Raw genomic sequence first — 22,194 nt, forward strand, 5'->3', positions numbered from 1 at the left:
CCCCCTGGGGGGTGCCCGCCCGGCCCCCGCGGGGCACCCGCGCCCCCCCGTCCCCCTGGCCGGGCGGCCGCGGATCGTCACCGCGAGGGGTCGTACCAGACCTTCGCGGCGTTCCGGAGCCGGGCGATCACCTGGTCTCCGATCTCGAGGGCGGGCCGGTCGCCGGCCACCCGGGCCCGGGCACGCAGCTCCGTGCCGCTGACGGTGCCGCTGCCTGCCCCCGGGCCGGGGATGCTGGCCGCGTTGGCCGCGAGGGCGGCGTCCTCGTCCCGCACGGCGAGGGTGACCAGCACCTCGTGGCCGTGGTAGTCCCGCGCGACGACGCGGGCGAGGCGACCCGACTCCTGCCCGCAGCCCGTGCCGGACGGTGTCTTCCGGCGGTGAGCGTCCGCGGGCACGAGTTCGATCTGCTCGGGCCGGACGAGCACTGTCACCGGCACCGGCCCAGGACCGGGGGCGGTGATGTCGGCGTCCGTCCCGGTGACGGGCACCGTGCCCAGGGGTGTGCGGACCTCGCCGTCGCCGAGCCAGCCCCGGACCAGCACGGCCTCGCCCACGAAGCCCGCCACCCACGGGTCGGCCGGCATCGAGTAGACCCGGTGCGGCGCGTCGACCTGGACGATTCGCCCCGCCTGCTGCACCGCCACCAGGTCGGCCATGCTGAGCGCCTCGTCCTGATCGTGGGTCACCAGGATGGCGGTGGTGCCGTCGGCGAGCAGCGCCTCCCGGACCTCGCGGCGCAGCGTCGCCCGCAGACCCGCGTCCAACGCCGTGAACGGTTCGTCCAGCAGGATCAGAGCCGGCCGGGGGGCGAGGGCGCGGGCGATCGCGACCCGCTGCTGCTGCCCGCCGGAGAGCTGGTGCGGCATGCGGCGGCCGTAGCCCTCGAGCCCCACCAGCGCCAGCACCTCGGCGACCCGTCCGGACCGGCGGGTGGCGTGGTCCAGGCCGTATCCCACGTTCCGCGCCACGTCGCGGTGCGGGAACAGGGCTCCCTCCTGGGGCACGACGGCGGCGCGCCGGTGGTGTGGCGGCTCGTGGACGCCGGGTCCGGCGACGGTCCGGCCCCGCACGCTGATCTCGCCCGCGTCGAGGCGTTCGAAGCCGGCGACGGCCCTCAGCAGCGTCGTCTTCCCGCAGCCGGACGGGCCGAGCACCGCGAGCAGCGAGCCCGCCGGCACGACGAGATCGAGGCCGTCGAGTGCGCGGACCGATCCGAAGCTGCGCACCGCGCCCCGCACCAGCAGCGCAGGCGGGTCCCCGCCCGTCCCCGCGCGGCTCACCGGGACACCTGCGCGCCGGACACCGCCAGCACTCCGGTGCGGCGGGCGAGCAGCCAGGCCGGACCGGCGGAGACCACCAGCAGCAACGCCGCGTACGGAGTCGCCGCCGCGTACGCGGCGACGCTTGTCTGCGTCCACAGCTCGGTGGCCAGGGTGTCCATGCCGGTGGGCCGCAGGAGCAGCGTCGCCGGCAGCTCCTTGACGCAGGCGATGAACACCAGGGCGGCGCCCGACGCCACTCCGGGGATCATCAGGGGCAGCGTCACCGTCCGTAGGACGCCGAGCGGGCGTCTGCCCAGCGAGGAGGCGACCTCCTCGAGGACCGCCGGGGCCTGCGCGGCCGCCGCGGCGATCCCCGCGACGGCGAGCGGCATGAACAGGGCCGCATAGCCGAGGGCGAGCAGCCACGTGCTCTGGTACAGCGGGTAGGCGACGTTGATTCCGAAGAAGACCAGGGAGAGGCCGATCACGACGCCGGGCAGCGCGTGCGAGAGGTAGGTCAGCCGTTCGAGCAGGGCCGCCAGCCGCCCGGGTGAGCGGACCGCGAGGAGACCGACCGGCAGCGCGAGAACGGTGGTCAGCGCGGCGCCCGTGCCGGCCAGCCACAGCGTCGCCCCCGTCGCGCGGGCGACCTCACCGAGCGTGCCGGGCTCCGACACGCCGGCCGCCAGGCGCCGGGCGAGATTCACCGCCGGCAGACCCAGCGAGAGCGCGCAGAGCCCGGCCATCGCTGCGGCGACCGGGAGCCGAGCCCGTCCCAGGCGCAGCCGCGGGTGCGGCCGCCGGGCCCCCGACCCGAGCCGGGTGTAGCGGGCGTGCCTCGTGCGCGTCACGCTCTCCGCCGACAGGACGACCACGGTCAGCAGGACGAGGGCCGTGGAGAGCAGCACGGCGCCGGTCCGGTCGAAGCCGAGGTCGAACGTCACGAACACCGCGCGGGTGAACGTGTCGGTCCGCAGGATGGACACGGCCCCGAAGTCGGAGAGCACATACAGGGCCACCAGCAGCGCGCCGGCGCCGATCGCCGGGCGGATCTGCCCGAGCGTCACCGCGACACCGGTGCGCAGCGGTCCACGTCCGAGCGACGCCGACACCTCCTCCTGCGCAGGGTCCGCCCCGACCAGCGCCGCGGTCACCGGCAGGAACACATACGGGTAACAGCAGAGTGTCAGCACGAGCGCCGCCGGCCAGAAACCCTCCATCCCCCGGAACGTCGACACCCAGGTGAAGGCGGCGATGTAGGTCGGCACCGCGAGCGGGAGCGCCGCCAGGACGGCGAACGCCCGCCTGGCGGGGAGGTCCGTGCGCGTGACGGCGAAGCCCGAGCCGACCCCGAGTACCACGCAGGCGGCGGTGACCACCGCGGCCAGTGCCAGGCTGCGTGTGGTCAGCTCCGCGACGCGTGTGGTCAGCACCGTCTCGGCCCACCCCGCCCAGCCCGGCGTGAACGCCCGGACCAGCAGGTAGCCCAGCGGTATGGCGGTGACCGCCGCGGCACCGAGGGCCGCCAGCGACAGCAGCGGACGACGGGGCGGCGACAACCGGGACAGCGGAAGGGCCCGCGACACGGCGCTCAGGGTGTCAACCCCGACGCCTGGATGAGGGCGATCGTGCCCTCGAGACCATCGAGGTCGTTGAGGTCGACGTCCGGCGTGGTCAGCTCGGCCAGCGCGGGCAGCCCGGCCGGGCCGGCCACCCCGTCGACCACGGGGTACTCGAAGGTCTGCTCGGCGAAGTACGTCTGGGCGTCCGGGCCGAGCAGGTAGTCGACGAACGCCTGCGCCTCGGGGTCATCGGCGGCGGCGGTGAGGACCCCGACCCCGGCCACGTTGACCAGCGCGCCGATGTCACCGCCGGGGAAGAAGTGCAGCCGGGCGTCGAGCCTGTCCGGCGCGACGCCGCGCTCGGCCGCCAGCTCGCCCACATAGTAGTGGTTGATCAGGCCGACGTCGAGCGTGCCGGCGTCGACCTCCTCGAGAACCGCGAGGTTGCTGTCGCGGATCTGCGGCTCGTTGTCCGCGAGCCCGGCGAGGAACTCGCGGGTGCGCTCCTCGCCGTGCACAACGGTCATCGCGGTGACGAAAGCCTGGAACGAGGCGTTGGTCGGCACCACGCCGACCCGCCCGCTCCACCGGGGCTCGGTGAGCTCGAACACCGACGCCGGCAGCTCCGTCTCGGCCACCGCGTCCGCGTTGTAGACGAGGACCCGGGATCGCGCGGTCACCCCCACCCATTCGCCGTCCGCGGATCGGAAGCCCGCCGGCACCGCGTCCAGGCTTGCCGCGGGCAGCCGCGTGAACAGGCCCTCCTTGGCCACCGCGCCGAGCGCGCCGGCATCCTGGGCGAGGAAGACGTCGGCTGGTGACCGGTCGCCCTCCTCCAGGAGCTGGGCCGCCATCTGCGCGGTGTTGCCGTACCGGGCCTCGACGTCGATGCCGGTGTCGGCGGTGAACCGCTCGAGCAGCGGCGCGATCAGATCCTCGTTCCGGCCGCTGTACAGGGTGAGGGAGTCCTCGGCCGCGGAGCCGCCGTCGTCGCCGCAGGCGGTGAGGACGGTGAGGGCGGTGACGAGCGCCGCCAGTGTGAACCCGGATTGCGCTCTGCGGCGTGCGTGGCGGGCGCGTCGCCGCGGGTGCCGGTGGGCGTGCGGCGCGTCGTCGGGGGTGCTCGCGCGGACATCAGGCACGGCAGAAGTCCCTCTCTGTGAGACGTGCTGGCAGCGCGACCGGGCCCGGCGCAACTTCTACGATGTTTGTAGAACTTAGCGGAGCCTTACCTTAAACCTGATTACTGTGGCGCGGTTCACATATGCCATGCAAAGGCTCGCCTGGGCCCCGCTGACCAGCGCGTTCACGGCCGGCAACCGGCCGCGGCCCGGGGTGGGGGAGGGTCAGCAGTCCCTGTTCGTGAAGGCGAACGGGAGGGGAAGGTCGACCAGCGCCTCGATCGCCAGACCGCAGGACGCGGCGGCGAGCGCCGCCGGGAGCGCGGACAGCGCAATCCGGTTGAGCCGGTTCCCGGGCGGCGGCACCAGCAGCGCGGCCACGCGGCGCGGGACCGGGCCGGACCCGGACGGCAGCCGTCGTCGTCGGGCGCTGACCGGTGCCCCGTACCGGCCGCCGACGCCTCGGAGGCGGCCGAGATCGCGACGGAAACTGCCGATGTGCAGGGTGGTCGTGCCGCACACGGCGTGGGGTGAGGTCGTCAGCAACGCGGCTGTGCTGATCGCGCGGGCCACGACGCGGCGGTCCCGGGTCACCTGGGCGGCGTCCTCGTCCGCCCAGCGTTCGACGGCGTACTCGAGCGTCGGCGCGACCGCGCGCAGGCCCGGATGCGCGGCGGCGGCGAGCCGCGCGGCGAAGCTGAAACGGTGATGCCGGGCTGCCAGGTGGGCGCGCTCGTGCGCGATGACGATCTCTCGTTGCTCGGCGGTGAGCACCGACATCATGCCGCTGGTCACGACGATCCGACCCGGTGATCCGGGTAGGGCGAACGCGTCCACCCGGTCGTCGGGCACCACGACGACCTCGGCGGCACCGGGCAACGCCGCGGCCTGCGCGTGCGCCGACCGAAGCCCGAGCCGTTGCCGGCGTACCGTCGCCCCGACCGCGCCGACCTGCGCGCAGAACGCGGCGAGTGACGCCCAGGACAGCCACCGGGGAGTGACGGCGGTCCGCCAGGCGCCGGTCACCGGCCCGGTGCCGACCACCAGGCCCCAGAGCTCGACCGCGGCCGGAGCCGCGAGCGCCGCGAGGCTGATCATGCTGGCCGCGGCGACCAGCACCGCCGCGACGGTGCAGGCGACGACCGCCGTCCGCGGCCACAGCCGATCCACCAGCGCACGGATGACCAGCATTGTCAGCAGGGGGGCGACGAGCACCGACCCGAGGAGATGATCACTCATCGGACTCGGTGATCAGGGATCGCAGCAACGCCTCGTCGCCGGGGGAGAGGGCGGCGAGGAAGTGAGCCAGGGCCACCCGGTGATCGGCCTGGTCGTCCAGCAGCCGTGTCATCCGCCGGGCGGCGGCGGCGGCCGGGTCGTCCGCGGCGTAGCGGTACGCACGGCCGTCGCGGTGTCGTGTGACCAGGTCTTTGGCGTGCAACCTGGTCAGGATCGTGACAACGGTGCTGTAGGAGAGCGGGACCGACCCGGGAAGCCGCGCGCGTACCTGGGCGGGCGACAGCGCGCCGCCGGACTGGGCCAGGATGTCGACGATCTCCGTTTCGAGGGAGCCCCGTGCCCGGCGGCCCGTCGCGGACCGACCTGTCGGGTCGACCCGCTCGGCGTCCGCGCCGGCGGGCCCGCCGTTCTCGGCGTTCTCGGTCGAGGCACCGTCGGGGCCGCGCCGCTCGCCGGACGGCGTCGCCTCGTCGGGGCTCATATGCCCACCCTACGAGTGGGTCGGCACGGTCTGGGCGGTCTCAGCCGGGTCGGTTCAGGCGGCCGAACGCGTGGGTCAGTGGCTGCCCGAGCAGGATGGGCCCCGCCAGCGACCCGACCGGGGCGGTCCGCAACGGCGGGGCCACAGCCCACCGCCCGCCCCGCGCCGTCCGCTCGCCCACCCGGACCGCGCCCCGCCGGAGCACGGCCGCGAGGTGCTCCGCGCGCGGTCGGCTCAGTCGCGCCCGTTCGGCCGCGGCCGCCGTGCCCGCGCCGATCGCCAGGCAGAGCAGGAGCACCGGCAGCGGCCCCAGCGAGGGAAGCGCGATCTCGTACACCGCGTAGTGCGTGAGATAGGTGTACAGGGACGAGCCCGCGATCCCCCCGGCGAGCGCGACGACAGCCCCGGGAAGCGGCACCCGTGGGACGAACACGAGCGCGGCCAGGCCCACCAGCACCACCGTCTCCCGTGTCGGGTTGCCGAAATAGCCCGGTACCGTCGCGGCCGCGATCCCCAGCACCGCGAGCCGCCCGCCGGTGCCCGCCGCCCGGCAGGCGAGCCAGCCGAGCATGAAGAACCACGCCGCGCCATGCGTGACGTAGAACGCGCTGGGGAAGGTCCCGACGTTGTCCGTCGGGATGTTGACCAGCAGCGCGAGCCCCAGCAGCACGAGGGCGAAGACGAATCCGTTCCGTTGTTCCCAGCGTCGAACCGCGGGGATCGCGAACAGCGCGGCCAGTACGACCAGCACCTGGACGAGGACCTCGACGAACCAGTACCCGGGCACCCCGCGGCGCAGGTAGTTGTCGATCAGTGCCACGTTGGACAGGCCCACGTCCGGGGCCCTGGCCGCCCGCCAGGCCAGCCAGAGCATGGACGGGACCGCGATGCGCCCGGCGGCGCGCAGGATCCGGCGGCTCGTCGCCGCCCCCCGCCCGGTGCCGCCGGTGCCGCCGGGACCGCCGGGCGTCAGGCAGAACCGCGCGAAACTCCACCCGGCGATGACGAGGAGGAGATGCGCTCCGCCGAGCAGATGGAACAGCCCGACATGGTTGGCGACGATGAGCACCACGGCCACCGCCCGCAGCACGACGTTTACCTCGACGGTCCGGATGAGACCGGTCCCGGTTCCGGTCGTGCGGGCCGGGACGGTGCCGCCGCCGTCCCGGCCGCGTGCGTGCCGCCGTCCGGGTCGTCGCGTGTACCCGTCGCGCTGGGCGGCGAGGCGTTCGAGTTCGGCCACGGGCATCGTGGGCCAGGCGGTCGGGAGATGACCGAGCACGCGCTCGATCTCCAACGACATCCGCACATAGGTCAGAGAGTCGCCGCCGAGCCCGACGAAGGTGGCGTCATCCGCTACGTCGGCGTGGCCCAGGATCCGGGCGAACCGCGTGCGAACGACCGACGTCGCCGCGGGAGACAGGGCTGCAGGCGGGCCGGACGGGTGCGCGCCGGACGTCTCGGCCCCGGAGGGGTGCGCGTCGGCCCATGCGCGGACGGCCGGATAGTCGATCTTGCCGTTGGGCCGGCGGGGGAGCGCCTCGACGGCCAGCACCCGGACATGGGCCGGTGGCAGGCGCAGCCGGGTGGCCAGGACGGCGGCCGCCTGATCGGTCCCGGGTGCCGTCACCAACACGGTCAGCTGTTCGTCCGTTCCGACGCACGCCGCGCTCAGGCCGCGCTCGGCGAGGATGCGCTCGGTGCGGTCGAGGTCTATGCGCAGACCGAACAGCTTGACGAAGCGCGAGGCCCGTCCGACGATCTCGTACAGCCCGTCCGGTGCGCGGCGCGCGATGTCACCGGTCGTCAGAGCCTCCACCGTGCGGCCCGCCGCGAGGTCCACCGCGTTCTCGGCGTATCCCATCATCACGTTCGGTCCCCGGTAGACCAGCTCGCCCTGCGAGGGCTGGTCGGGGTCGGGGACGATCTCGAACGATCCGCCGGGGATCGGTCGTCCGATCGACTCCGGGCGGGTCATGGCGAGGTCCGGCGGCAGGTACGCCATCCTCGCGGTCGCCTCGGTCTGGCCGTACATCGCGAAGAACCGCCAGCCGCGGCACCGGCCGAGCCGTGCGAGTTCACGGATCCGCTGTGGCGCCAGGGCGCCGCCGGCCTGGGTGACATACCGCAGGAGCGGCAGATCCATGTCCTCGAAGCCGATCCGCCGCAGCAGGTCGAACGTGTACGGCACCCCGTGCAGGCTGGTCGCGCCCCACTCGCGGAACATCGTCCAGAACCGCTCGGCGGTGACCGAGCCCTCGGGGAGCAGCAGCCCGGCGCCGCGCGCGAGGTTGCTGTTCACGACCGAAAGGCCGTAGCAGTAGTGGATCGGCAGCTGGACCGGTGCGCGGTCGCTGTCCCGGATATCCAGGTACGACGCGATCGCCTCGGCGTTCGCCTGGACGCCGTCGGCCGAGAGCCGGACGAGTTTCGCGGATCCGGTCGAGCCCGAGGTCGACAGCAGCAGGGCAAGGTCGGGGTGCAGGTCCCGGGTCGGCTCGGTGTGGTGCTCGCGCATCCGCCAGCCCTCCGGCGCGCGCGCCAGGACGACGTCCGGGCGGTACACCGCGGTGAGTTCCCGAGCCTGCTCGTCGTCGGGGCCGACGAGCAGCACGGGATGCCCGGCGGCGAGCGCGGCTAGGTAGACCACGAGCGGCTCGGGGTCGTCAGACAGCTCGGCGGCTCCCCGGATCATCACCAGCCGCCGCGTCGGGCCCAACCTCGTGACGGCCTGGTCCACCCGGTCCGCGAGCTGGTGGTAGGTGAGCGTTGATCCGTCGGCGCCGACGGTGGCGAGCCGGTCACCGAAGACGCGTAGTCCGCGCGCGAACGGGACGCCAACGCTGGCACGCATCTCTGGCAGGCCCCGACCCTCGCACAACGCAGACGACGACACCGGGTGGATGACGGCGGACTGGAGATGGGCCCGTGTCAGGGCCAGTCCCCGTACATGCCCACGTCATCCACCCAGGTGGAAGGCGCTTAGCTTAAGCTCACCTTTCCCTGGAACGCCAGAACCGGGTCCTTCGTTCGGCAGGCAGGGTGAACGGCGCGATGTCGGCGAGGCGGCAGTGTGACGGGAGACGCCGGCGGGTATGGGCAGCCGCGTGGTGAGGGCGGGACGTCCCCTCGGGGGTGAGTCGAGGGGATCAGTCGTCGCCGGCCGGGGACGGACCGCCACCGAAGGTCATGTCGACCAGGGTGAGGTAGAGGCGGTCCGGCCGCGGCAAAAAATTGATCTTCGAGAGGGCCTGGTCCTGCCCCGCGGACTCGACCACGAACTCGCCGTAGCCGAGGAGCCGCCCGAGCGGGTCCCGGTTGTAGGTGAGATCCGTGATCTTCGACAGCGGCATCGTCTGAACCTTCCGGAAGACTATGCCGGACACCTTCAGCAACCGCTTGTCGGTGATCATCAGGTGGTCGAAGTGCCAGTCCGCGATCTTCCAGAGCATCCGGAGGATCATGAACAGGGCGAAGTACCACAGCACGGTGGTGATCGGCCCGGTGTCGATGCCCTGCGCCGCGAAGAGGATGTTCACGACGAGCGCGAGCATGACGGCACCCAGTGTCTGCAGAAGGACTGGCAGCATGATGGCCCAGTGCAGCCGGACCATCATCACCAGGCGTTCCTGGGAGGCCAGGTACTTGGTGTCCCGCAGCGCAGGGTCGGGAAGCTGGAGTCTCACCACGGACGAAGTGTCGCAGACATCAGGCCTCGCCGGGACCGCATCACAGGGCTGTGTCTGTCACGAACTCCGACACTCCGTTCCCGATGTCCTCGAGCCAGCCGAACACCCGGTCGATGATGCTCGCGGCGCTGTCCGGTGCGGTGACGACGAAGAAGATAAGGAATGCGATCGCACCGTACTTGACGATCTTGTCCACGGCGGGCCTCCGGGCCGAGTTGGGGGAACGGGGTGCGCCCAAAGTATCGCCGTTGCGATCGACGTAGGTACGTGAATCGCGCCGATACGCTCGGCTATGTGGTCAGTGAGTGGTATGACCCTGCCGACCTGGCACGACGGGTCACAGAGCAGGACAAGGCTACACCGGGCGAACGCACCCCGTTCGAGCGGGATCGTGCCCGGGTGCTCCATTCGAGCGCCTTGCGGCGACTTGCCGGAAAAACCCAGGTCGTGGGCCCGCTCGACGACGACTTCCCGCGCACCCGGCTGACCCACTCGCTCGAGACGGCGCAGATCGGGCGCGGTCTGGCCCGCTCGCTGGGCGCCGATCCCGACCTGGTGGACGCCGCCTGCCTCGCCCACGACATCGGGCATCCCCCGTTCGGTCACAACGGAGAGGCGGCGCTCGACCAGGCGGCGCACACCTGTGGCGGGTTCGAGGGCAACGCCCAGAGTCTGCGCGAGCTGACCCGGCTCGAGGTGAAGATCGTCGCGCCCGCCGGGGGGACCGGCGGTGGCGCGGCCGGCGGCGGCGCGGGGCTGAACCTGACCCGGGCGACTCTGGACGCCGCCGTGAAGTACCCGTGGCTGCGCCGCGCCGGCACGCCGAAGTTCGGGGCCTACGCCGACGACGCCGGCATCCTCTCCTGGGTGCGCCGCGACGCCCCCGGCGCGCGGCGCAGCTTCGAGGCCCAGCTCATGGACTGGGCGGACGACGTGGCCTACTCCGTGCACGACCTGGAGGACGGCGTCGTCGCCGGGCACATCGACCTCGCCGCGCTGCGTGACCCCGAGCTGCGTGCCGAGCTGGCCGCCCGGACGGCGGCCTGGTACCCGGACGTCGACGCGCCCGCCGCGGCGGCCGGGCTCGACCGGCTGCGCGCCCAGCCGTGGTGGATCCGGGAGGAGGTCAGGTCCGTCGCCGGCCTGGCCGCGCTGCGCGCGATGACCAGCGAGCTCGTCGCCCGGTTCTCGATGGCCGCGGTGCGGGCCACCCGCGAGCGGCACGGAGATGAGCCGCTGCGCCGCTACCGGGCCGACCTGGTCGTGCCGGTGGAGACGCTCGCCGAGTGCGCGGCACTCAAGGGCGTCACCGCGTGGTACGTGATGGGCCGGCCCGGCGCCGCCGAGCGGCGGGCCCGGCAGCGCGAGCTGATCACCGAGCTGGTCGACCTGCTCGCGGCCAGCGCCCCGGCGTCGCTGGACGCGCCGCTGGCCGACTCCTACCGGCACGCGGCCGACGACGCGGCCCGGCTGCGGGTGGTCATCGACCAGGTCGCCCGGCTCACCGACGCCAGCGCCGGGCGCCGGCACGCGGCACTGACGGGCCGCCCGCTGCCGAGGGCGCTGTGACCAGCGAAAAACGACGTACGCTGTGATCGCTGCCGACAGCGTTTGGGATGGGATGTGACCGTGGCGCGATGCTGGAGTGATCCGGGTGGTCCGTCGGGCGCGTCCGTTGTGGTTCGGGGCGCATCATGGTTCGGCCGGAGCGCGCCACTCGATGTGGTCGGGCGTGCGCGTTCGGTGACGTCGCCGTCGCGGTCCGTGGGGTCGTCGATCGGTCGCCTACGGAGTTCCTGCCGGCAAGATCGGCACTGTCGGCCGGATGACAAGTACCATCACGCTAAAGGACCGTTGACATCGGCGTCATCGGTGGCACCGTCCGGCCGGCGGCATAGTAGCCCCGGCGGTCGGCCATACCACCGGCAGCGTCGTATCAGGTGACCGGACACAAATAACCCGCGACGCGCAACCCCCGACCAGGGCGCGCCGTCTATCCAGTGACTCGGATCAGTGACTCGGACCAGTGACCTCGGAGCCCGCCGCTGGTGGGTCCGCCGGACGTGAGCAGGGAGGGTATCGGTGGCCGGACGCATCCGCGACGCTGACATCGCTCTCGTACGGGAGCGCTCACCCATCGCGGACGTCATCGGTGACCACGTGCAGCTCCGTCCGGTCGGCGGTGGCAGCCTGGTCGGCCTGTGCCCGTTCCACGACGAGAAGTCACCGTCGTTCAACGTGCGGCCCTCGGTCGGGTTCTTCCACTGCTTTGGCTGCAACGAGGGCGGGGACGTCTACGCCTTCATCCGCAAGATCGACGGGTTGACCTTCCCGGAGGCCGTCGAGCGGCTCGCCCGGCGGGCCGGCATAACGCTGACCTACGAGGGCGGGGGCACCACCAGCCGCGCGGTGACGAGCCAGCGCCAGCGGCTGCTGGACGCCCACCGGCTGGCCGCCGAGTTCTACGTCGAACAGCTCCACTCCTCCCCGGACGCCCGGGCCGGCTGGGAGTTCCTGGCCTCGCGCGGCTTCGACCGGGCGGCAGCGGAACAGTTCGGTCTCGGCTACGCGCCGTCGTCCTGGGATGCACTGACCAGGCACCTGCTCGCCCGCCGGTTCACCGCCGAGGAGCTGGAGCTGGGCGGGCTGGCGAAGCGGGGCGGCCGCGGCGGCCTCATCGACCGGTTCCACCACCGCCTGCTGTGGCCGATCCGTGACCTCGGCGGCGAGGTCGTCGGTTTCGGTGGCCGGCGCCTCGCAGAGGGCCCCGATGCCGGTCCCAAGTACCTGAACACCGCCGAGACGCCACTGTTCAAGAAGGCGAAGCTCCTCTACGGCGCCGACCTGGCCCGCCGCGAGATCGCGCGCCGCTACCAGGTTGTCGTCGTCGAGGGCTACACCGACGTCATGGCGTGCCACCTGGCCGGGGTGCCGACGGCGGTCGCGAGCTGCGGAACCTCCTTCGGCGCCGACCACGTCGCGATCGTCCGCCGGCTGCTGATGGACTCCGACGCCCGCACCGGCGAGGTCATCTTCACCTTCGACGGGGACAAGGCGGGCCAGGCCGCCGCCCTGCGGGCCTTCGAGTACGAGGACCGCTTCGTCACCCAGACCTTCGTCGCGGTGCAGCCGGACGGCCTCGACCCCTGCGACCTGTGGACGCAGCACGGTGACGCGGCCGTGCGCGACCTGGTGGCCAGCCGCCAGCCGCTGTTCGAGTTCGCCATCCGCGGCGTGATCGACCGCTACGACCTCAACACCACCGAGGGCCGCCTCGCCGCGCTGGACGCGGCAGCCCCGCTGGTGAACCGGCTCAAGGACGCCGGCATGCGGCACCGGTACGCGGTGAACCTCGACCGCTGGCTCGGCTTCCTCGACGAGCGGTTCGTGGTCGAGCGGGTGGGGCAGCACCGGTCGCAGCCCGGGGCGGCCGAGGGCGTCGGCGCGCGCCGACGGCTGGACCCGGCGCCGGACGATGCGACCGCCATCGTCGAACGGGAGACCCTCAAACTCGCCCTGCAACATCCGGGGCTGGCCGGGCCGATGTTCGACACGCTGTCCACGGAGCTGTTCACTGTTCCCGCGCACCGTGCCGTCCGGGAGGCGATCGCCGTGGCGGGTGGGGTGTGCGCGGGTCTGTACGCGGCCGGTGACCCGTCCGGCTGGGTTGCGGCGGTGGTGGATGCGACGCCGGAGGAGGAGCTCCGGCGGTTCGTCCTCGCGCTCGCTGTCGAGGGGGTGCTGTGCGACCACGATGTGGACGACCGCTACGTCGACGATCAGATGTCGCGTGTGCAGGAGCTGCATGTGACCCGTCGGATTCGGGAACTCAAGTCGCGGGTGCAGCGACTGAACCCGGCATCCGACACCGATGCCTTCAACCGTGCGTTCGGTGAGCTGATTGCTTTGGAACAGCACAAGCTCCAACTCCGGGAGCGGGGCGTAGGTGCCGCGTAACCTGGGTCGATCCCGAGAAGGAAGTGACGAGATTCCGCCCATGAGTCCTACCGTCCTACCCCGCGAGGCCCAGGTGGACGAGGTCAAGGACCTCATCACCCGTGGCAAGGAGATCGGTTTCCTCACCACCGAGGACGTCACGGTCGCGATTCAGGCGGCCGAGCTGCCCCCCGAGCAGGCCGAGACCGTCCTGCAGGTGCTCAACGACGAGGGCATCGAGGTCCTCGAGGCCGGGGGGGAGAACGCCGACGAGGCGGATCTGCTGGCCCGTCGCCGCCGCGAGGAGGAGGAGCTCGCGCTCAAGGCGCCGACCTCCGACCCGGTGCGGATGTACCTCAAGGAGATCGGCAAGGTACCGCTGCTCACCGCGGAGGAGGAGGTCGACCTCGCCAAGCGGATCGAGGCGGGCCTGTTCGCCTCCGAGAAGCTCGCGGTGGCGACGAAGAAGACCTCCCCGCAGATGCGGCGGGATCTCGAGGCCATCGAGCGGGACGGTCAGATCGCCAAGCGGAAGCTCGTCGAGGCGAACCTGCGGCTCGTCGTCTCGATCGCCAAGCGCTACGTGGGGCGCGGGATGCTCTTCCTGGACCTCATTCAGGAAGGCAACCTCGGCCTCATCCGCGCGGTCGAGAAGTTCGACTACACCAAGGGCTACAAGTTCTCCACCTACGCCACCTGGTGGATCCGGCAGGCCATCACCCGCGCCATCGCGGACCAGGCCCGGACGATCCGCATCCCGGTGCACATGGTCGAGACGATCAACAAGCTGATCCGCATCCAGCGCCAGCTCCTGCAGGATCTCGGCCGGGAGCCGAGCCCGGAGGAGATCGCCAAGGAGATGGACCTCACGCCCGACAAGGTGCGGGAGATCCTCAAGGTGTCGCAGGAGCCGGTCTCCCTGGAGACGCCGATCGGTGAGGAGGAGGACTCCCACCTCGGCGACTTCATCGAGGACTGCGACGCGGTCGTCCCGGTGGACGCCGCCAGCTTCATCCTCCTGCAGGAGCAGCTCGACTCCGTGCTGCACACGCTGTCCGACCGCGAGAAGAAGGTGATTCAGCTGCGCTTCGGCCTCACCGACGGCCATCCGCGCACGCTGGAGGAGGTCGGCCGCGAGTTCGGGGTCACCCGGGAGCGCATCCGGCAGATCGAGTCGAAGACGCTGTCGAAGCTGCGGCACCCGTCCCGGTCCCAGAAGCTGCGCGACTACCTGGAGTAGTCGTACTCGGCGAGTAGTTGGACTCGCTGTAGCGGTTCGTTGACTAAGTGTGTCCGTCCTGTCAGGGTCGGGCATTGTGACGCAGCGGTCAGGCAGTCCGGAAGGATCTGCGGCTCCCGGACTCCCTGACGGTTCGGTGCCGGTTCCGGCGTTGGAACACCGGGCGCGCGTCGTACCGTCCGGATCCGCTGGCGCGCGCAACGGCCTCGGGGCGATCTGCGCTCGGGCGCTGCTCGCCGCGACACCGCAGGCCCGGCGGCCGGGCATGGCGCTGTGGCTGCTCGGGCCGGGCCCGAGCGGCCCCGACGGGCGGGACGACAGCGCGTGGCGTAGCCGCCGCTCCCGCGAGGTCTTCGTCCGCGACGTGCTCGCTCCCTACCTGGCGCCCGAGCAGGACCTGCTCGACGTCGGCTGCGGCCCCGGATACCTGGCCCGGGCGGTGGCCGGGCGGGTGTGGTCGGTGTCGGCGATCGATATCTCTCGGGGCGCTCTCGCCTGCGCACGGGTGCTCAACCCGGCACTCAACATCGACTACCGGACGCCCCGGCAGTTCTTCGAGTCCGGCCGCCGGGTGGACGTCGCCGTGTGCCTCGCACTCGCCGAGCAGCTCGACGACCATGACCTGTCGGCCATGCTGACCTCGGTGCGGGCCGTCCTGCGGCCCGGGGGTCACCTGCTCATGCAGGTGGCGGTCGACGAGCCGGACGACGGGCTCGCCGCCGGGCCGGGCGCGCGCGGCGAGGGTGACTCGCGGGTGCGCGGTGGCACACCGGCACGGCCGGGCCCGGGCACGCGGCGCCGCTCCGGGCCGCACCGCACCGTCCGGACCAGGGCGCGGGCGGCGCGGCTGGTCGAGTGGGCAGGTTTCACCCACGTAGAGATCATCACGGCCGCGGTGCCCCAGGTCGAGAACCCCGAGGGCGCCGAGACCCTGGAAGGCACTGGGCGCCTGGACGGCGACGGCGTGGTCCGGCGGCTCCTGGTGGCGCGGCGCCCGCTCGGCGCGCCGGCCGGCCATCAGGGTGCCGGCCTGGAGCAGGCCTGCGAGGAACGCGCGGCGAGCGCCTGACACCCCGGATTGGCAGCCCGGGCGGCTTGCGGTGTCCGCGTTCCGCTACCGCACGGCCGGGGTTCCGGTCGTCCGGGGCGGCTGGCTCGCCGCAAGCACGTCCTCGGCGGGGGCCGGCACGACGGGCTCGCAGCCCAGCAGGGTGTTGAACACGGCGCGGGTGTGGGCCCGCGGGTCGGTGCAGGCACTCGCCCACTCCGCGGCCTGGCGGCCGGCGCGGGTCAGCCGGGCCCGATCGGCCAGCAGATCCAGCAGGACGCGCGCGAGCGCCTGCGGGGACTCGTCGGACGGCGTCCACCCGGTGTCGCCGTTGCGGTAGGCGTCGCGGGCGCCGCCCCGCGCCGGGCCGATCACCGCGCACCCGGCGAGCTGGGCCTCGAGCAGGGCGAGGCCGTACGCCTCGCCGCTCACCGGCGGTGACGTCCTGGTCCGGGTGCACAGGGCGAACAGGTCCGCCGTCGCGTAGAGCCGTGCCAGCGCCTCGTCGCCGGGGTTCTCATGCAGCTCGGTGTGCTCGCTGGCGGCGACGAGCGCGTGCAGGGCGCCGGGCGCGGGCCCCGGCCCGGCGACCACCAGGCGCACCGCGCCCAGAACGCGGCGGGCCTCGGCCACGGCCTCGACGAGGGCGGGCAGGCCCTTGGCCTCCCATTCGTCCAGGCGGAACACGCTGAGCACGGTGGGCACCGGCGGCAGCGGGCGCCGCCGGCCGGCCTCGGCGAGCAGCGTGTCCCGCCACCGCTGCTCGAGGCCCGGGGCGAGGACCGCCCCCACGCTGACCGCGCAGAGCGCGCCGGCGCCGAACGAGCTCGTCGTCACCGGGTAGAGCAGGGGGTCGCGGCGAAGCAGCCAGCGCAGGTGGGGTCGCATCGTCCACATGTCCGTGCCGTGGAACAGGACGGGGACCCGCCGTGCGCCGGTGAGGTGTGCCGCCAGCATGCCCACCGGGATGAGATCGGCCTGCCCGACGACGACGCAGTCAAGCACGCCGAGTGCCCTCGTGCCGAGGGCGGTGTGCCACAGCGAGCGGCCGAAGGCGGTGAGCCTGGCGCCGGTGGGCCGGGCGGTGCCGGTGACGGGCTGGTCGGCGCCGCCGCCGGTGGTGGGCTGGGCGCCGGTGAGGGCGGGTGTCTCGGATGGCTCGATCCGCAGGAGCTCGGCACCGCCGGCGCGCAGCCGCGCCGCGATCACCGCGAGGTCGCGCGCCGCGTCCGGGTCCTGGCGGCCCGGTGACGGGCTGAGCAGGAGCACTCGCGGGCCGCCCGCGCACTGGGCCGGCGGACGGGGTGATCTGCGAAAGTGTGACACGGAGAGTGATACTAGTGAGTCTCCTGGTAGTTATCGCGTTACGCCCGGCCCGGTGTGGCTCCGCGTGGCGGGCGGCGCCTTGCGCGATGTCACCGACTACTACTGCTACCGTTTGTGTCGAGACAATCTCTTGGTGTAGTTGACTGGCGCATTTTCGAGCGTGAACCACAGGGAGCCGTCGATGCCCATGGACCTCCAATACCGCAATCCGGGGAATCGGGCCCTGCTCGACCTGCTCGACATCCCACCCGGCCGGGTCCTCGACTGTGGCTGTGGCGCCGGTGACAACGCGCGACTGCTGCGGCAGCAGGGCTGGCAGGTCACCGGGGTGACGCTCGATCCGGCGGAGCTGGTGGCGGCCACCGCGGAGTGCGTGGCCACCGAGCTCGCCGACCTGTCCGCCGGGCTGCCGTTCGCGGCCGACGGGTCGTTCGACCTGGTCCTGCTGTCGCACATCCTGGAGCACCTGGTCGATCCCGCCGCGCTGATCGCGGAGGCGCGCCGGGTCCTCGCGCCCGGGGGGCGCATCGCGATCGCCCTGCCGAACGTCGCGCACTTCCGGCAGCGGGCCCTGCATCTCCTCGGCCGGTTCGAGTACACCGAGACCGGCGTGATGGACTCCACCCACGTCCGGTTCTTCACCGTCGAGACCGCCCGCCGGCTGCTGGAGACGAACGGCCTGGCCATCGTCGCCTCCGACGCCAGTGGCGGCCTGCCCTGGTGGCGCGGCCGGCGGCTGCTCCCGCGAGAGCTGGTCGCGCGCGCCGACCGCTGGGCCCTGGCGAACCGGCCGAACCTCTTCGCCTGGCAGGCGGTGTTCCTCACCGTCCCGACGGGCGGGCCGGTACCTGTCGTCGAGCAGCGGAGCCGGCGGCACACCGAGGAGTCGGCCCGGCCGGTGCCGACCGCCCCGCCCGGCCGGGTCAGCCCGGGGCCGTCCAGCGGGTGACACGTGGCTCGTCCGGGCTGGGATCACCGCTCGGCGGGAGCGCACCGAGCCCGTCCACCAGCCCGTGCAGGACGAGGGTCGAGCCCGCGCGCGCCGCGCCGCCGCGGAACAGGCCGAGGACGGCGGCACGGGGCAGCGTCACCAGAATCGTCCACGCCGTCACGAGAGCTGCGCGCCCGTGCCAGCGGCGGACGCGGGTGAACCACAGCCGGTTCCGCACCTCGTAGTAGCAGTAGTAGTCGTGGTGGGCCGGCGAGGTGAGGCCACCACTGGCACGCCAGGCGCGCGCGGGGCTGACCACCACGCTCCAGCCGGCGCTGCGGGCCCGGTGACAGAAGTCGATGTCCTCGAAGCCGAGGAAGAAGCGGCCGTCCATCGGGACCCGCTGGTGGCACTCGGCCTTGATGAACATCGCCGCGCCGGAGACCCAGTCGGCCTCGCTCGGGCGGCTGGCCGGGGCCCGTCCCAGCACCTTTGACGCGACGAGGAACCTGGTGAGCCGGGCCGCGGCCGCCCGCACGCCGTCGGCCACGACGAGGGTCGGCGCGACGACGCCGATGTTGGTGCCGGTCAGCAGGTCGAGGCAGGTCGCGATGGTGTCCTCGGCGATCGTCACGTCGTTGGTGACCAGCAGGTAGGCCGACGCGGCGGGGAAGGCGTCCGCCGCGTGCCGGAAGCCGCCCCCGACCCCGAGATCGCGTGGGGGGAGGAGCCAGCTGACCCCCGGCGGGAGCTGGGCCGGCCGCGGGGACTGGTCGTTCGCGACGACGACGACCTGGTCGATCTGGGTGGAGGCGTCCAGTCGGGTCGCGAGCCCGGTCGTCGGATCGGGTGCTCCCCAGTGGACTATCACCGCGATGGTCTTCATGGACTCACCTCGTGCGGACCTGCGCGGGCTGGCGTGGATGGGCCGTGGTGCGTGCTGGCCCGGGCGCGGGGTGCCGACTCCGGTGGCGCCCGGGCGGCAGCCCCACACCTTCGGGCTAAGAGTAGCGAAGAGATTACTGAAAGTGCTGGGTGACGGGTGATGGTGTGGGCGCGTGGCGCGCCAGCTGGCCACCCGGACTTGGCGGAGTCAGGCGTTTGGTACTGCAAACTATTCGCAGCTGCGTATCCTTAGCGACCGAGGGCCGGTCGGGCGTCGCCGCCTGGTTCGGGCACCGCGGTCGAGGAGAGATCATGCATATCCCGGACGGATTCGTGGACGCACCGACGTCGGCCGCGTTCGGGGCGGTCGCCGTCGCGGGCGTCGGGTACGCGGTGAAACGCGCGGGCGATGAGGCCTCGGACCAGGTGGTCCCGCTCGCCGGGCTGTGCGCCGCCTTCGTCTTCGCGGCCCAGATGCTCAACTTCCCGGTGGCCATGGGCACCAGCGGCCACCTGCTCGGCGGTGTGCTGGCGGCGGTACTGGTCGGGCCCTGGCTGGGGGTGATCGCCATCGCCGTGGTGCTCGGGGTCCAGTCGCTGTTCGCGGACGGCGGGCTGACAGCGCTCGGCCTCAACATCACGAACATGGCCCTGGTCGGCGCGCTCGGCGGGTACGCCCTGTTCGCGCTGGTTCTGCGGCTCCTGCCGGCCCGCGCGCCGTCGGTCGCCGCCGCCTCGGCCGTGGCCGCGCTGATCACCGTGCCGCTGGCCGCCGGGGCGTTCGTGATCGAGTTCGCCCTCGGTGGGACGGTGGACCTGCCGCTCGGCGGCGTCGTCGGCGCGATGCTGGGAGTGCACGTGTTGATCGGAATAGGGGAGGCTGTCATCACGGCGGCGACGGTGAGCCTGGTCATGAGCACCCGGCCCGACCTCGTGTACGGCGCTCGGGATCTCCTCGATGCCCGGCGGCTGGAGATCCGCCCGCCGGCCGCGGCCGTGCCCACCGGCCACGGCGGCGGCACCGGTGCCGCCGCCGGCGGCCTCGAGCCCACCGCGACATCGGTGACCGGCCGCCGGGCGGCTTCGGGGAGCGAGGCATGACCGCCGGCGGGGCACGTCGCGGCAACACGCGTTTCGTTGTCGCGGGGCTGTTCGTGGCGTTCGTGCTCGCCGGATTCGTGTCCGGCTACGCGAGCTCGCACCCCGACGGCCTGGAGAAGGTCGCCGAGGAGAAGGGTTTCCTCGGCCAGGCCGACGACCACGCCTTCGCGAACTGGCCGCTCGCCGACTACGCCGTCTCCGGCATCGGCAACGAGCGCCTCGCCGGCGGCGTCGCGGGCGTCATCGGAGTGTCGATCGCCTTCGTCGTCGGTGGCCTGCTCGTCTTCGGGGCGGTCCGGCTGCGGTCCCGCGGGCCTGGCCGCGCGTCGGCTCCGACCGGTGACCGCGGGCCGGATGATCCGGGTCCTGGTGGTCCCGGCGGCGTGGGGACGGATGCGGCGGGTGCCGGCGCGGCACCCGCCGCCTGACCTCGCCGGCCGGGAACGGTCACGTCATGGGTGGCGCCCATGTCCTTGATCCCTACCATCCGGGCGGGAGTGTTCTGCACCGCCTGCCCGCCCAGTGCAAGATCGTGGCCACGTTCGGGTACGTCGTGTGCGTCGTGCTCACGCCCATCACCGCGGGCTGGGCGTTCGGGGCACATCTGGCCGTTGTCGGCGGGCTGTGCGCGCTCGCCCGCCTTCCGCCCGGACTCGTCCTGCGCAGGCTCGCGGTCGAGCTGCCCTTCGTCGCGTTCGCGGTTGCCCTGCCGTTCGTCGTGCCGGGGGAGCGGACGGAGGTGCTCGGCGTGGCACTCTCCAGGCCCGGCCTGGAACAGGCGTTCGGGCTGGTCGCGCGGGCTACCCTGGGGCTGATGACGGTCATCGTGCTCGCCGCGACCACCCCGGCGCGGGAGCTGCTCGTCGGTCTGGAGCGGCTGCGGATGCCTCCGGTGATCGTCGCCGTGGCCTCCTTCATGATCCGGTATGCCGGCATCGTCATCGACCAGATGGGCCGGATGAGCATCGCGCGCCGCTCACGCGCGCACGAGCCCCGGTCGCTGCTCGCCACCCGGGCGTTGGCGGCGTCACTGGGCACCCTGTTCATCCGCTCCTACGAGCGGGGCGAGCGGGTGCACCTGGCGATGCTGGCCCGTGGCTACACCGGCGCGCTGCCCGGTGCGCTGCCCGGCCCGGCGCCGCGGCGGGCGCAGTGGGGCGCGGCGCTGTGCCTGGTCATCCTCGGTGCGGCCATCGCCGTACTGGGCCGGCGCCTCGACCTGGGCGCGCCGGCATGATCGAGGTCGAGGGGCTGGCCTTCGCCTACCCGGACGGCCGCCAGGTGCTCTTCGGGGTCGACCTCGCGATCGCGCGCGGCGAGCGGGTCGCCGTCCTGGGACCGAACGGTGCGGGCAAGACGACGCTGATGCTCCATCTCAACGGCATCCTGACCCCCGGGGCCGGCTCGGTCCGGGTCGACGGCGTCCCCGTCACGGCCCCGAACATGCGGGACGTCCGCCGCCGGGTGGGCCTGGTGTTCCAGGATCCCGACGACCAGCTCTTCATGCCCACCGTCGGGCAGGACGTCGCCTTCGGCCCGGCGAACCTCGGCGTGCGCGGGGCGGACCTCGCCGAGCGGGTCCGCGAGGCGCTTGCCGCCGTCGGCCTCGACGAGTTCGCGGACCGGGCTCCCCACCATCTCAGCCTGGGGGAACGGCGCCGCGCGGCGGTGGCGACGGTGCTCGCCATGCGACCCGACGTGCTCGTCCTGGACGAGCCGTCGGCCAACCTCGACCCGGCCGGCCGGCGGGAGCTCGCCGAGGTCCTCACCGGCCTCGATCTCACCCTCCTCATGGTCACCCACGATCTTCCCTACGCGCTGCAGCTGTGCCCCCGGTCGGTGATCCTCGACGGGGGGGTGATCGCCGTCGATGGCGCGACGGTGGACCTGCTCGCCGACGAGGCACTGCTGGCCGCCCATCGGCTGGAGCTGCCGTTCGGCTTCGACCCTCGCTACTCAATTGCAAAGAGTAATGGTCTGATGCCTTAGAGTGATGGCATGGGTGGTGGGTCGACGGCCGCGGGACACGAAGAGGGCAAGGGAGTCGTCCTGCCGGCGCCTGATCCGCTCACGCTCCTACCGCTGCCGGACCCACCGACCGAACTGCCGCCCGCTGACCCGCCGACGGTTCCGCCGCCGGTCGACCCGCCGACAGACCTGCCGACCGACGTCGCCGTGGACCGGCCGGCGGACGCCCGGCCGACGCGGCGGCCCGCTGGCCCATCGGTCGTGCCGCGGGCCCGGCAGGCTGTGGACCCGCACCACGACCCCGGCGGCCGGCTGCCCGCCAGGGCACGCCGCGGACGACGGCCGGACCAGGCCGGGGGGGGCGGCGCCCCCCCCCCCCCCCCCCCCGCCGGGGCCGCGGGG

19 protein-coding genes and 1 pseudogene are annotated in these 22,194 nt (G+C 73.0%); 10 read left to right on the plus strand and 10 right to left on the minus strand.

Translation table 11 applies throughout. The features are described from left to right. Positions 1-77: 77 nt before the first annotated feature. The 8 genes from MXD62_RS35065 to MXD62_RS35100 all read right to left on the minus strand — a co-directional run bounded on the left by MXD62_RS35065 (position 78) and on the right by MXD62_RS35100 (position 9,553). Positions 78-1,247, minus strand: coding sequence for an ABC transporter ATP-binding protein (locus tag MXD62_RS35065; RefSeq protein WP_251082820.1), 1,170 nt, complete (start codon positions 1,245-1,247; stop codon positions 78-80). A 32-nt stretch (positions 1,248-1,279) separates the two neighbouring features. Beyond that, entirely contained in the window at positions 1,280-2,833 is a 1,554-nt protein-coding gene (locus tag MXD62_RS35070) for an ABC transporter permease (RefSeq protein WP_368862498.1), read from the minus strand. Between the two features lie 23 nt (positions 2,834-2,856). Next, a complete protein-coding gene (locus MXD62_RS35075) occupies positions 2,857-3,864 on the minus strand; it encodes an iron ABC transporter substrate-binding protein (RefSeq protein ID WP_368862499.1) in 1,008 nt (335 codons plus the stop codon). A gap of 309 nt (positions 3,865-4,173) precedes the next feature. After that, positions 4,174-5,187 (minus strand): M56 family metallopeptidase, encoded by a 1,014-nt coding sequence (locus tag MXD62_RS35080; RefSeq protein ID WP_248833639.1) that lies wholly within the window; start codon positions 5,185-5,187, stop codon positions 4,174-4,176. Then, the gene (locus MXD62_RS35085) at positions 5,180-5,668 is read right to left on the minus strand and encodes a BlaI/MecI/CopY family transcriptional regulator (RefSeq protein WP_248833640.1); all 489 of its coding nucleotides are present in this window, start codon (positions 5,666-5,668) and stop codon (positions 5,180-5,182) included. Before MXD62_RS35085 ends, MXD62_RS35080 begins: the two co-directional genes overlap by 8 nt. Positions 5,669-5,708: 40 nt before the next feature. Beyond that, positions 5,709-8,522: a non-ribosomal peptide synthetase gene (locus tag MXD62_RS35090; protein WP_248833641.1), complete on the minus strand. Its 2,814-nt coding sequence runs from the start codon at positions 8,520-8,522 to the stop codon at positions 5,709-5,711. Positions 8,523-8,817: 295 nt separating this feature from the next. Beyond that, positions 8,818-9,357, minus strand: a complete 540-nt coding sequence (locus tag MXD62_RS35095; RefSeq protein ID WP_020459727.1) for a PH domain-containing protein — start codon at positions 9,355-9,357, stop codon at positions 8,818-8,820. Positions 9,358-9,397: 40 nt separating this feature from the next. Then, positions 9,398-9,553: a hypothetical protein gene (locus MXD62_RS35100; RefSeq protein ID WP_020459728.1), complete on the minus strand. Its 156-nt coding sequence runs from the start codon at positions 9,551-9,553 to the stop codon at positions 9,398-9,400. A gap of 71 nt (positions 9,554-9,624) precedes the next feature. Here MXD62_RS35100 and MXD62_RS35105 point away from each other — a divergent pair, with 71 nt between their 5' ends. From MXD62_RS35105 to MXD62_RS35120, 4 genes are all read left to right on the plus strand, one after another. After that, complete coding sequence (locus tag MXD62_RS35105; RefSeq protein WP_248833642.1) at positions 9,625-10,926, plus strand: deoxyguanosinetriphosphate triphosphohydrolase; 1,302 nt, start codon at positions 9,625-9,627, stop codon at positions 10,924-10,926. A gap of 513 nt (positions 10,927-11,439) precedes the next feature. After that, positions 11,440-13,314: a DNA primase gene (gene dnaG, locus MXD62_RS35110; RefSeq protein ID WP_248833643.1), complete on the plus strand. Its 1,875-nt coding sequence runs from the start codon at positions 11,440-11,442 to the stop codon at positions 13,312-13,314. A gap of 40 nt (positions 13,315-13,354) precedes the next feature. Then, positions 13,355-14,533, plus strand: coding sequence for an RNA polymerase sigma factor (locus tag MXD62_RS35115; protein ID WP_006538863.1), 1,179 nt, complete (start codon positions 13,355-13,357; stop codon positions 14,531-14,533). 136 nt (positions 14,534-14,669) lie between these two features. After that, the gene (locus MXD62_RS35120) at positions 14,670-15,602 is read left to right on the plus strand and encodes a bifunctional 2-polyprenyl-6-hydroxyphenol methylase/3-demethylubiquinol 3-O-methyltransferase UbiG (protein ID WP_248833644.1); all 933 of its coding nucleotides are present in this window, start codon (positions 14,670-14,672) and stop codon (positions 15,600-15,602) included. A gap of 45 nt (positions 15,603-15,647) precedes the next feature. Here the strand turns inward: MXD62_RS35120 and MXD62_RS35125 are convergent, their stop codons facing one another. Then, entirely contained in the window at positions 15,648-16,850 is a 1,203-nt protein-coding gene (locus MXD62_RS35125; protein WP_248833645.1) for a glycosyltransferase family 4 protein, read from the minus strand. 238 nt (positions 16,851-17,088) lie between these two features. On the opposite strand from MXD62_RS35125, the gene MXD62_RS35130 reads away from it, so the two are divergent. Further along, complete coding sequence (locus tag MXD62_RS35130; RefSeq protein WP_248833646.1) at positions 17,089-17,856, plus strand: class I SAM-dependent methyltransferase; 768 nt, start codon at positions 17,089-17,091, stop codon at positions 17,854-17,856. Here MXD62_RS35130 and MXD62_RS35135 read toward each other — a convergent pair. Further along, complete coding sequence (locus tag MXD62_RS35135) at positions 17,831-18,724, minus strand: glycosyltransferase (protein ID WP_248833647.1); 894 nt, start codon at positions 18,722-18,724, stop codon at positions 17,831-17,833. The genes MXD62_RS35130 and MXD62_RS35135 overlap by 26 nt on opposite strands. A gap of 311 nt (positions 18,725-19,035) precedes the next feature. Here MXD62_RS35135 and MXD62_RS35140 point away from each other — a divergent pair, with 311 nt between their 5' ends. The 5 genes and pseudogenes from MXD62_RS35140 to MXD62_RS35160 all read left to right on the plus strand — a co-directional run. Beyond that, on the plus strand, positions 19,036-19,824 hold the full coding sequence (locus MXD62_RS35140; RefSeq protein WP_248833648.1) for an energy-coupling factor ABC transporter permease: 789 nt from the start codon (positions 19,036-19,038) through the stop codon (positions 19,822-19,824). Continuing rightward, the gene (locus MXD62_RS35145) at positions 19,821-20,252 is read left to right on the plus strand and encodes a PDGLE domain-containing protein (protein WP_071065351.1); all 432 of its coding nucleotides are present in this window, start codon (positions 19,821-19,823) and stop codon (positions 20,250-20,252) included. The genes MXD62_RS35140 and MXD62_RS35145 overlap by 4 nt, the downstream gene beginning before the upstream one ends. Positions 20,253-20,278: 26 nt before the next feature. Further along, positions 20,279-21,061 carry a cobalt ECF transporter T component CbiQ gene (cbiQ, locus tag MXD62_RS35150; protein WP_248833649.1) on the plus strand — a complete coding sequence of 261 codons (783 nt, stop codon included), beginning with the start codon at positions 20,279-20,281 and terminating at the stop codon, positions 21,059-21,061. Next, positions 21,058-21,813 carry an ABC transporter ATP-binding protein gene (locus tag MXD62_RS35155; protein WP_248833650.1) on the plus strand — a complete coding sequence of 252 codons (756 nt, stop codon included), beginning with the start codon at positions 21,058-21,060 and terminating at the stop codon, positions 21,811-21,813. Before cbiQ ends, MXD62_RS35155 begins: the two co-directional genes overlap by 4 nt. A 9-nt stretch (positions 21,814-21,822) precedes the next feature. Next, positions 21,823-22,194 (plus strand): annotated as a pseudogene (locus MXD62_RS35160) (hypothetical protein); the annotation flags it as partial.

The sequence above is a fragment of the Frankia sp. Mgl5 genome (genome assembly GCF_023242985.1).
Classification (GTDB): Bacteria; Actinomycetota; Actinomycetes; order Frankiales; family Frankiaceae; genus Parafrankia; species Parafrankia soli.